This is a genomic window from Pontitalea aquivivens, from assembly GCF_046507575.1.
Classification (GTDB): domain Bacteria; phylum Pseudomonadota; class Alphaproteobacteria; order Rhodobacterales; family Rhodobacteraceae; genus Pontitalea; species Pontitalea aquivivens.
In genome coordinates this window covers 1-10523 of record NZ_JBKFEY010000047.1, presented here as the reverse complement: position 1 = coordinate 10523, position 10523 = coordinate 1, and the positions used below count along the sequence as shown (strand labels likewise).

10 protein-coding genes are annotated in these 10523 nt (G+C 62.5%); 5 read left to right on the top strand and 5 right to left on the bottom strand.

The window, feature by feature from the left end; genetic code table 11:
• The 4 genes from ACK8OU_RS19430 to ACK8OU_RS19415 form a co-directional block, all read right to left on the bottom strand.
• The coding region (locus tag ACK8OU_RS19430; RefSeq protein WP_410304991.1) for a DUF4172 domain-containing protein at positions 1–227 on the bottom strand (227 nt) is incomplete at its 3' end.
• Positions 228–347: 120 nt separating this feature from the next.
• Positions 348–587, bottom strand: coding sequence for a hypothetical protein (locus ACK8OU_RS19425; protein WP_038147482.1), 240 nt, complete (start codon positions 585–587; stop codon positions 348–350).
• 161 nt (positions 588–748) lie between these two features.
• A complete protein-coding gene (locus ACK8OU_RS19420) occupies positions 749–1381 on the bottom strand; it encodes a hypothetical protein (protein WP_410304990.1) in 633 nt (210 codons plus the stop codon).
• A gap of 10 nt (positions 1382–1391) precedes the next feature.
• Positions 1392–2111 carry a ParA family protein gene (locus ACK8OU_RS19415; RefSeq protein ID WP_410304989.1) on the bottom strand — a complete coding sequence of 240 codons (720 nt, stop codon included), beginning with the start codon at positions 2109–2111 and terminating at the stop codon, positions 1392–1394.
• A gap of 633 nt (positions 2112–2744) precedes the next feature.
• On the opposite strand from ACK8OU_RS19415, the gene mobC reads away from it, so the two are divergent.
• Genes mobC through ACK8OU_RS19400 form a run of 3 tightly spaced genes read left to right on the top strand, consistent with a single transcriptional unit; the run spans position 2745 to position 7534 of the window.
• Positions 2745–3251, top strand: a complete 507-nt coding sequence (gene mobC, locus ACK8OU_RS19410; protein ID WP_275735866.1) for a plasmid mobilization relaxosome protein MobC — start codon at positions 2745–2747, stop codon at positions 3249–3251.
• A complete protein-coding gene (locus ACK8OU_RS19405; protein WP_410304988.1) occupies positions 3238–5586 on the top strand; it encodes a relaxase/mobilization nuclease domain-containing protein in 2349 nt (782 codons plus the stop codon). Before mobC ends, ACK8OU_RS19405 begins: the two co-directional genes overlap by 14 nt.
• Positions 5579–7534, top strand: coding sequence for a type IV secretory system conjugative DNA transfer family protein (locus tag ACK8OU_RS19400; protein WP_410304987.1), 1956 nt, complete (start codon positions 5579–5581; stop codon positions 7532–7534). Before ACK8OU_RS19405 ends, ACK8OU_RS19400 begins: the two co-directional genes overlap by 8 nt.
• Before the next feature lie 276 nt (positions 7535–7810).
• On the opposite strand, the gene ACK8OU_RS19395 is transcribed toward ACK8OU_RS19400, so the two are convergent.
• Positions 7811–8167, bottom strand: coding sequence for a c-type cytochrome (locus tag ACK8OU_RS19395; RefSeq protein ID WP_410304992.1), 357 nt, complete (start codon positions 8165–8167; stop codon positions 7811–7813).
• 172 nt (positions 8168–8339) lie between these two features.
• Here ACK8OU_RS19395 and ACK8OU_RS19390 point away from each other — a divergent pair, with 172 nt between their 5' ends.
• Complete coding sequence (locus ACK8OU_RS19390; protein WP_010141886.1) at positions 8340–8735, top strand: hypothetical protein; 396 nt, start codon at positions 8340–8342, stop codon at positions 8733–8735.
• Positions 8736–8809: 74 nt separating this feature from the next.
• Positions 8810–10354 (top strand): multicopper oxidase family protein, encoded by a 1545-nt coding sequence (locus tag ACK8OU_RS19385; protein ID WP_410304986.1) that lies wholly within the window; start codon positions 8810–8812, stop codon positions 10352–10354.
• The last annotated feature ends 169 nt before the right edge of the window (positions 10355–10523 follow it).

Genomic DNA, 10523 nt, shown 5'->3' with positions numbered 1-10523 from the left:
CACTGGACACTGAGCCGATCGAGGATTTCACCCTCGATGGCGCTCGTCTGCATCGCTTCCTCGCTGAGCAGTTCGATGCGGAGTTGCTCGCGCTCCGGCTGGCTGACATGATGGACCGCGCCGAGGATTTCTCCGGACGACAGCAGGAACGACTGCTCAAACGGCTCCAGAGCGGAGGCGTCATACCGGAAATCCGGCCAATCAGGCAGCGTCCAGTTCCAAGCCATGAGTTATAGACATCCTTTCTATAACTCACATCTAGATCACTTCTGAGGCATAGAAGTCAACTCTATCGCTCAAAGGACCTGCGGGATGGGGTGGCCCACAAACCGACGCGAGACCTTGAGCTAGGCCTTTTCAAGGTGCGTCAGATCTTGCTGACGCGGTCTGGGGATCTTTGGATCGACAGGGTTCTGTTCCGGCGCTGGAATGAATGGCTCATAGCGAACGTCCGCCATGGCACCGTCGAACCAGGCAGGCTGCACGTCACCATTGTTCCATTGGTAAAGGTAGCCAACCAGATTTTCAGATGTCTTGCAGAGGATGCGCATGATCGGTTCGCCAGTCAGGCGGGGCTTCGTATTCATAATGCGTTCCTCCTAAATGGACCTCGCAACTCGTCACTACTGAGGTCTGAAATTCCCTATGACGCTCATTAGCGCCACGCTTTCCGCAACTGCAAGGCGAGCTTCCGCCGGTGGGCGAAAATCCACCGGCGAAACGCAAGTTATCTTTTCAGATAGGTATCTTACGGTTCATGCGGCGATGCAGCGCGAACCGCAATTTCTTCCAAGATTTTGTCGATCTCGCCCCATATGCGTGGTTCCACTTGGCCGCGGATCAGAGCCCATTTACTCAAGACGTCGAGGGGGTCGTGGTCCCGGAGGAGGACACCCAGGCTGGCCGCATCTACTGCCAGAGATGTACGGGCCTGCCACTGCGTGTTTCGAGTGCGCCGCTCCTCAGCAATTGGCGCAAAGACCGGCGACAGTTGCCAGCCTTTGACTGCACGGCGCAGGGCGGCACGCACCACATGTGCTGGGTCAACACCACAAGTTTCTAGCGCAGCTTCCTGTCGTTCGAGTGCGTTGACCCTGATGTCGATCTTCCGGGTCGGGCTCAATGCGCGCGCCGATACGGGAGCTCTCAGGCTGGTATGCGGGTCAGAGCTTTCCGCGGTGACTTGGTGCGGCGCCACGGTACCTCCCGGCACAAGCTCTGACTCGTGCCGATCAGCGTCAACGTCAGCGGCTGGGGTGCCTGTCTTTGTTGCTGTGACCTGTGCCTCATCTACCTTCCCGGGAACCTCGCGGTCACCCTGTTGCAGGGTGGCGGCGTAGGCTGGGTCGGGCCTAGTGATGGTCGGGATCTTCTTGCGCAATCGACTGTCCTCACGCAGCAAGAATATTGTTGAGGATGTCCGTCGCCTCCTCGAGCGCCTCGACGACATGACGTACATGTGGACGCATCAGAGGATTTGGATCGGTTTGCTTTTCCAGCGCCAAGGCGTGGAGAAGCCCCTTCTGGTCCATCTCCTTGTAAGTGTTCCGCCGCATCATGACGGTCTCAATCACCGGAAAACGGGTGAGCGCTTCTTCAATCAGGGCGGCGTCAGCACGGGTCGTTTTCGGGTCGACCATGTTGAGGACGACGTGGTGGCGCGGAAGGCTAGAGGGGTCGTCAACACGGGATTTCAGTTTCTCAAACCAATCAGAAGTCTGCGCTCCGACATCGAAATCAGACGTTGACAGCATGACGGGCGTCACAATGTGGTCCGCAAGCACCGCGATGCCGTCTGACCATTCGGCCCCGACCCCTGCGGTATCGATGAAGATGAAGTCTGCCGTGCCTGCCATGTAGACCTGATCGATCTGATCCTCGACACCCGCCACGCTTTCGACGGTGGCCGAACAGAGAAGCGGCGAACTCAGCCCACCGGCTTCCGCCCGAGCATGCCAGGCCCCGAGTACCCTCGTGCTGTCCGTGTCGATCAACATCACTCTGCGTCCGGCGGCGATCGCGGCGCTGATCAAGGCGCGCGAAAGCGTCGTTTTTCCACTGCCCCCTTTCCGGGCCATCGCTGCGATCACCACAAGATTTTCGTTCGGCATTCTGATCCTCCGCAAAAATAGTGAATCGCAACGATAATACCAAAATGTCGCTAAGCGCATGAGGCGGAGGGGTCAAGCAGAAGTCGGGATGCGACCCGCGTCTGGCATGCTGCGGGCGGCGTTTTGCGATAACCGTGCAACGTCTGCCGTGGCGCCTTCAGCATTCGTCGCGGGGCACGACACACCCTCCAAATGTCGGGATGCGCTTGGCGATGTGCTGCGGACGGAATGCAGGTGACGGATAGCGCGCTCCAGACGCCGGGAGGCAGCCTCGCGTATGTCGTTCTGCGGGTGACGCGAGACGGTCAGCACGCGGCAAAACCCGTCTTGCGGGGTGCAAGAGACGGGGCGCGAAAGACGCGATGCGCGATGCGGAGACCGCATCGCGTGGTGCAATGAGCGCGAAGCGCGATCCATTTGACAAGGGACGGGAAATCGCCCCTGCAGGGCAATTTTCTACATTGAGTACAAGCCCTTATGGCCGACGCCACTTGCGTTGGGAGTCGGCGGGCTTGTACGAAGTTGGCAAGAAATAGGAACGTTAACTTCAAAATGCCCCGCCGCCGCAGACTGTCAAAGATCGAGCGATCGACCATCGCCCAGGACCGCCGGAACGGCGTCTCCGCGGCGTCGTTGGCAGCCCACTACGATGTCAGCCTTAAGACGATCTACAACGTGGTGAACCACTGGGGTGAGCGTCAGACAGCGAACGGCAGCCGATCGCGGGTTGTGGGGATCCGGGTCTCGGACGACGACCTGCGCCGGTTCGACGCGGCGCTGTCGCGGCGCGGGATTGTGCACCGCTCGGATGCCATGCGCCGCCTGATGCTGGCGGCCGAAGGTGTCTTCCTGCCCGACGACGAGATGTGTGACGAGTTGCGTAACCTCGGCGCCGCGCTCAACCGGGTCGGCAACAACGTGAACCAGATCGCGCGACGTCTGAACGAGGCCAAGGTGCGGGGCGAGAGACTGTCCTACCCGGCATCAAGTCACCGTGACGTCCGCGCCCTTGCGGGTCTGGTCTTCGATCTGGCCGACCAGGTCCAGGAGATGTCGCGTGCGCGGCGCAGCCTGCTGGACCTTGAGATCAGCTCTGCCCTGGCGGGCCTCGCCGAGAGGGATGAGAATGGCGCGGAGTGATCGGGCCCGGGGCATCGACCCGGCGCTCTTCGACCGCGGCTGGAGCCGGGTTTCGGGATCCTGGCAGGGGCTTTCCAGGGGCGCGCAGATGGTTCGGGCCGCGCGCGGCTATTCGCCAGCGATCTTCAAGGCGATCTCGAAAGGGGGCTGTCACACCGGAGCGCAGCTACGGGCGCAGCTCACATATCTCACGACGAAGTCGACCCATATCCTCGACAGCCGCGGCACCCATGACGGGAAGAAGCAGCTCTCGGAAGCCGAGATCAACCGAGTGGCGCGGCGGTTCGAGAACCAGTGGAACGAGCGCCACAGCCCCAAGCTCGGCCACACATCGCATCTGCTGATGGCATTCCCGGTTGGAACGAGCGGCGACGAAGTGCGCGATATCACCCAGGCGGTCTGCGAGAAGTTCTTTCAAGGTGAGGGGTCGCAATTCGACTATATTGCTGCAATACACCAAGATCGCGCGCATCCACATGCGCATATCGTTCTGAACCGCCGCAGCAAGGATGGCGAAATGTTCTTTCTCGGGAAGGATCATCACTTCAACTACGACGCCTTTCGCGAGGCGATGGTCGAGGCGGCCCGGGTTCATGGGATCCGCCTTGAGGCGACGCGTCGTCTGGATCGCGGCGTCACGACCTACGCCGCCGAGACCTTCGAAATCTACAAGGCCCGCAACGAAGGTCGTCCCCCAGTCGAGCGCCAGAGAACCGGTGCTGACCTGGCGGCCGCTCTGGAAACCGTCAGGCACAACGCGTTGATCTATCGCGGGCTCGCGGCGGAGGCGTCACGTTCGAATTTCGAAGACGTGGCCGAAGCGCTCGAGAGGGCCAGCACCATCCTTGCCAGCGGCGGTCAGATTCAATCTGACGGAGCCATCTACATGTCCCAAGACGAAGCAGCGTTCGACACGCTGATCACCGAGTTTTCTCAGAACATTCGCCAGATCGAGGCGGCGATCGACAGGGCGCCGGCGGCCGAGCGGCCGGTGATCGAGCGCAAGCTGACCGATGTTCTGGCCTCGGTCGCGCATTTGAACCCGCTCGGGGATCGCTCCGCCGCCCTGGTCGATGCTCCGTCCCGGGACGGCATCTATGCAAGGCCGAACTTAAGTGAAGAACACCTCGCGCGTCTTGACGATGGAGAGGTGGCACCAAAGCTGGCCGAGGCGTTGCAAGGCACGGGCATCGATGCCGAGGCTGTGGCCGCGCGCCTGCGGGAGGGGGCAGGCAATGCCGCATTGGAGCGCCAGTGGCTGGCACAGGATCTGCAGGGGATTGCCAAAGCAAGCGACCTCGATCTGGATAAATCTGCGGACCGGGAAGAAGCGCTCGACCGGCTGGAAGCCGTGCATGTTCGGCTGGGCGATGTTCTGACCGATGTACGCGTCCTGCGCGCGCCAACCGAGGTCGACGAGGTGGATGACGCTGAGGCAGCGCTTGGTGAGCGGTTGACGACACCTGGGAGCGATCTGGCGCAAGATGGGTCCGACATCTTTGCCCCATCGGAGCGGCAGGCGTTCAGAGCGCTGGTGGCGCAGTTCCGCCGGACGGATTTCGATCATCCGTTCTCCGACGACCCCTCGGTGCGGCGGGCGGGCGCCGTGGAGGTGGAGGAGGCCCGCGCCGCGTTCGATGCCTACGCGCAGAGATCTCCGCAGCATGCCGAACTGGCCTCGATGGCTTGGGAACAGATGACTGACAGTCGAATGCCGCCGCAATATGCGGTATCGGCGCAGGACCGCACGCTTCATGCTGGCGACATGGACCTCGCCTTGCGGGATCCTTCGGATCATCTCGGTCCGATCACGGAAGAGCTCCGCATCCTCGCCCGCTATCGCACGGAAATGCCGGATGACGAATTCGGGCAGGCCGTCGAGGACGAAATCAACCACCTTCGTTCGCTCGGCGCGTCGCGTGCCTATATCAGCGAACGCAGTTTCGAGATCGAGGACCAGGCGCGACAAGACTACGCCGAGCGCCGGTATCTGGAAGAGACAGCGCCAACCGTCATGGCCTTTGTGCGAAACGCCGACGTCGAGGGCCCGCTCTCCGAGGCAGAGCAGCAGGACATCGTCCAGCAGATAAACGAGCGACTAAGCCCCGACGCAATCGACGCGCTGCGGGCGGGAAATGCGGACGTCCTGGACACATTCACCGAGGATCCGCTGCGCCAGCTGGAACTCGCCAAGACCTATCTTCAAAGCAGCGAGGTCACCGCGCATGGCCCGGCCATGGAGCGCGTTCTCGATGCTCTGGCCGAAGAGCAGATCGAGGCGCAGCGCGCGCGCCACGCCGCGGCACATGGTGAGAAGGGGATCACCCATGGATAAAGGCAAGATTGCCCTCGGTGTGTTGAGCCTCGTGCTGGTCGGTCTCGCCATGGGCTATGTCGTGGCGACCGGCTTTGTCATGTTCCGATATGGGCTCTCACCCACGCGTTTCGACGTCACCCTGCTTGTCCGCGAATATCGGGGTCTGTCTCAGTCCGCACCAAAAGACTTCCTCTGGGTGAACCTCATCCTTGGCGGCTTCGGCCTGGCATCGCTGATGCTGAGCGTCACGCTTCTGGGGGATGCATTGACCCGCTTCGGGACGACGCATTGGCAGACCCGCAGCGAGATGAAGAGGAACGGTTTCTTTGCCAAGCCCGGCGGCGGCTTCCTTCTGGGCAAGCTCGGCTCCCCGAAATCCAAGCGCCCGTTCCTAGTCTCAAAAACCTTCCCCCACGCGCTGATCGTGGCGCCTACAGGCCGGGGCAAGGGCGTGGGGTTCGTGATCCCGAACCTGCTGACCTACAAGGGCTCCGCCGTGGTGCTCGACGTGAAAGGCGAGAACTTCCGCGAGACCTCGCGCTTCCGCGCTAGCATGGGGGACAAGGTTTTCCGCTTCGCGCCGACCGACTGGGACCGACCGACACATCGCTATAATCCGCTGGCGCGCATTGCTGCCATGACCAACCCCGACCGGCAGCAGATGGAGTTGAAACTCACCGCCAAGCTCTTCCTGCAAACCGACAATGAAAAGCTGAGCGGGCTTTTGGCCGGGGGTATCGACCTCTTCGTAGCGTCAGGTCTTCTGGCCTTCGAGCGCGGCGTGCCGACCATCGGCGAGATCTATCGCATCACAGCCTCGGGGGGCGACAAGCAGAAGGAATACCTGAAGCGTTCGCAGGAGGTGAAGAACACCTCGGCCAAACTGATCTTTGAGCGCATGGCTTCGACCAACAACGACACCCTCACGTCCTACCTCTCCCTCTTGATGACATCGGGTCTCGACACTTGGGACAACCGCGCGATCGACGCGGCCACCGCGACCTCTGACTTCTCGTTCCGGGACATCCGCCGCCGCCCGCATGCGATCTATCTTGTGGTCGAATCCGAGATGATCCGCCCGCTTGCCCCGCTGATCCGCCTCTTCTTTTCGGACCTGATTGCCTCGCTGCAAGCACAGGAACCCGGCGATGACGAGCCCTGGCCGGTGATGATCATGCTCGACGAGTTTGACCGGCTCGGGAAAATGCCAATCGTCGCCGAGAGCATCAAAACGCTGCGTTCCTTCGGCGGCAACCTCGCCATCGTGACCCAGACCATCCCCGCGCTGGACGAGATCTATGGTGAAAACACCCGCAGGTCGCTGCAGGGCGGCGCCGGGGTAAAGCTCTACCTCACCCCGTCCGAGCAGAAGACCATCGAGGAATTGAGCCAGGCTGTCGGCAAGACCACCAAGCGTGTGGTGACCCGCTCCCGTGCTGTTGGACGCAATCCATTCGAAGGGCGCAGCGTTTCGGAGAGGACAGAAGATACCCCGCTTCTGACAGAGGATGAAGCCCGGCGAATGGACCTCGACGAAGTCATCCTCGTGATCGACGCGCAGATGCCGATTCGGGCAAGAAGGGTGAAGTATTTCGAGGACCCTGCCCTGAAGGTGCTGCACGCCGGTCAATCAGGAAGCTTCCCATATCCGGACGAGGACGGGCTGCGGCGGGATCGGCAGATGTCTGAGACCCGGGAAACGGTGGAGAAGCTGAAGCAGGAATTGCAGGAGGTTCGGGCGGCTGCGGGACCGCGGGAAGTCGACCCGAATGCGCCTAACGCGGCGAAAACTGACCCTGTCAGCGCAGCGAAGGTTCGCGGCCGCGCGGCTCGTGCTGCTGCAAGCGGAGGTGGCCAGGGACAGCTGTCGCTCGATCTCGCAGGAATGGGTCTCAACCATGCAGGCAGATCAGAACTGGCAGCGGCAGTGCAAACGACGCGGGCGATCATTGAAGCGCATGGATGACTAATGGCCGCCGCCTCTCTGGCGGTATTATGCTGGCTCCCAGAGACGTGCACACGGATCGCACATCGCCGTCACAGGGCGTTGCGAAGTCGGTCCAATCTGCCAGAAAAATCCGAGGTTTCCCTGCAACAACGATTTGCTTGGCGACCGCAGGACGGGATGGACCCGATATCCAACCAACTCCACGTTAAGCTATTGTTTCTGAATCGCTTCCCAAAACGCTCCGCCCACCACTGACGTTGTGACCATGCCCCGCATCAGCTCTACTTGGAGCATCTAGTTTCCCTGTGACATGCTTTCTTGATAGTTCCGCTCGCGCTCTGGCCATGTGCTCTTGATGTAGGCTAGCACCGCGCGGATTTCCGCGTCGCTCAGAACGCCTCCGAACCCCGGCATGTCGCTCTCGTAGCCGCCGCCGACGATCGCGGCCGTGCCTTCCTTTACGATGCGGAACAACACATCGTCGGGATGGTGCCAGGTGTGACCGCTGGCGTCATGGGGAGGCGGCGGCAACCGGCCCGAGGGAAGCGGCGAGCGCCAATCAGGTTGGCCTTCGAGATCCGTTCCGTGGCATGCGGCGCATTGATCGGAATAGATCTGCCGTCCTTGCGAGACGACCTCTACCGAGGCGATACCGCTGGTTGAAGCACTGCGATAGTGCCAGCCCGCAATCACAATGCCGCCAGCGGTCACACCTGCCACCGCTATTCGGACGCCTCTTCTCAAGTGTTCGGTCCCGATCGCTTTAGTAATTTATCGCCTTCACGCTGAGGCCGAATCAGCCAGAGATCTATCGCCGGCGGCAATGGACATTTTTGCGAGCAATGTCTATCTTTCTGGCATGTTCGCCCGAGTCCTCTCCATACTTGCCATAATCTCGATCGCCGTGGTTACGACGATCGGCGCAGCCCATGCTACGCGAATGGGCGGTATGCAGCTGGACCATACGGATCATCTTGGTGCGATGATGCACGCGTCCGGCGACGCTCATCCATCCTGTGACGGCAACCAGCATTGTGGAGCGACCGACGCCTCCATTTGCGAGTTTGTTTGTACAGGTCTGTCGGTTTTCCTGGCGATGCCGGGGGTGGAGACCGGACACGCCTTCGAGCCCGCGGACCACGACTCTCCCGCCGGGGCCGTCCACGTCAGCCATATGCCAGGACTGAACGAACGACCTCCCAAGCTCCGTCTCCTCTGATAGCGCCCGGGCCGACGCCCGCGGCGTCCCCATAGGCATTTTTGTACGGGACGGAATGTCCCGAGGAGACGACCATGAACACCCTTTCACGACGCGGTTTTCTTGCCGCAAGCGCGGCCGCCGTTGCAGTTGCGCACATGCCCCGGTTTGCCCTTGCGCAAACCCCTGACTCACTTCGCCTAGCCGCGGCCACGCGCACGCTCGACATCGACGGACGCGCGGCTTCAGTCTTCGGCCTTGCCGGTTCCGGCGGCCAGGGACTGGTGCTCGATCCCGGACAGCGGTTCCGGGTCGATCTGACCAACGATCTCGACATCGGCACGATCATACACTGGCATGGGCAGATCCCGCCCAACGCGCAGGACGGCGTGCCCGACATGCCGATGTCCCTGCTCGCGCCGGGCGAGACCCGATCCTACGACTTCGAGGCGCGGCCCGGCACGCACTGGATGCACAGCCATGTGCCAACCCAGGAGATGCAGCTGCTCGCCGCGCCGCTGATCGTGCGCTCGGCCGAGGATGTCGCCGCCGACCGGCAGGAGGTCGTGATGTTCCTGCACGACTTCTCGTTCAAGTCCCCGGAAGAGGTTCTGGCCGAGATAAGCGGCGGTCACGCGGGCGGCGGCCACGGCGCACACGCGCATCACGGCGGTGCTCAACCCATGCAGGGGACGCCCATGGGCGGCATGGGCGCCATGCCGGGCATGGATCACGGCGCGATGGGCGGCATGCCAATGGACCAGATGCCGGGTATGGGCGGGATGATGGGCATGGGCGGCCAGATGGGCGGCATGGCCATGGACCTGAACGACTACGACTGGGACGCCTATCTCGCCAACGATCGCACGCTATCTGACCCCGACGTGGTGCAGGTCGAGCGCGGCGGTCGCATCCGGCTCCGCGTCATCAACGCCGCGGCGGCCACGGTGTTCTGGATCGATACCGGGGCGGCCGGGGCGCGCCTCGTCGCGGCGGACGGTCACGCGGTGCAGCCGCTTTCCGGCAACCGTTTCGGGCTCGCCATGGGACAGAGGCTCGATCTCGAGATCGACCTGCCGAACGAAAACGGAGCCTGGCCGATCCTCGCGCTGCGCGAGGGGGCGAGGGAGCGCACCGGTCTGATCCTCGCCACGCCCGGTGCCGAGGTGCGGCGCGTCGATGCCGTGGCGGAGGCTGAAGCGCCCGCGTTCGACACCGATCTTGCGCAGGAAGCACGGCTGATCGCGGTGGACGCCCTGCCGGAGCGCCCCGTGGATCGCAGCCAGATGCTGATGCTGGGCGGCTCGATGCAGCCCTATGTCTGGACGATCAACGGCGCCGTCTGGGGCCAGCACCAGCCGGTCACGGCGCGCAGAGGCGAGCGGGTTGTGCTCTCCTTTCACAACATGTCGATGATGGGGCACCCGATGCATCTGCACGGCCACGTGTTCCAGGTCGTCGGGTTGAACGGACGCCGCGTGGCAGGCGCCTTGCGCGACACGGTCTACGTGCCGCCGATGTCGATGGTGGACGTGGCGCTGGACGCGGGCGAAGCCGCGCGCTGGATGCTCCATTGCCATCACATGCCGCACCTGGCGACCGGCATGATGACCGAGTTCGCGGTATCGGCTTCGGTCTGACCGCAGGCGGGGCGTTCGCTTCGAGCGCCCCGACGTCCCGATCGCTGCGGTTTCGCTCCACCACCTTCTCGCGAGATCCGCAGAGACGGGCCTCTCGCAGCCCGGAAAACAGGAGGACGACATGATGAACTGGAACGACATGGGCACCGGTATGGGTTGGGGTATGGGG

Excerpts from the sequence above, each read along its gene's own strand:
- ACK8OU_RS19425 (WP_038147482.1), bottom strand. The coding sequence starts at position 587 with ATGAATACGAAGCCCCGCCTGACTGGCGAACCGATCATGCGCATCCTC.
- ACK8OU_RS19415 (WP_410304989.1), bottom strand. The coding sequence starts at position 2,111 with ATGCCGAACGAAAATCTTGTGGTGATCGCAGCGATGGCCCGGAAAGGG.
- ACK8OU_RS19405 (WP_410304988.1), top strand. The coding sequence starts at position 3,238 with ATGGCGCGGAGTGATCGGGCCCGGGGCATCGACCCGGCGCTCTTCGAC.
- ACK8OU_RS19400 (WP_410304987.1), top strand. The coding sequence starts at position 5,579 with ATGGATAAAGGCAAGATTGCCCTCGGTGTGTTGAGCCTCGTGCTGGTC.
- ACK8OU_RS19390 (WP_010141886.1), top strand. The coding sequence starts at position 8,340 with ATGGACATTTTTGCGAGCAATGTCTATCTTTCTGGCATGTTCGCCCGA.
- ACK8OU_RS19385 (WP_410304986.1), top strand. The coding sequence starts at position 8,810 with ATGAACACCCTTTCACGACGCGGTTTTCTTGCCGCAAGCGCGGCCGCC.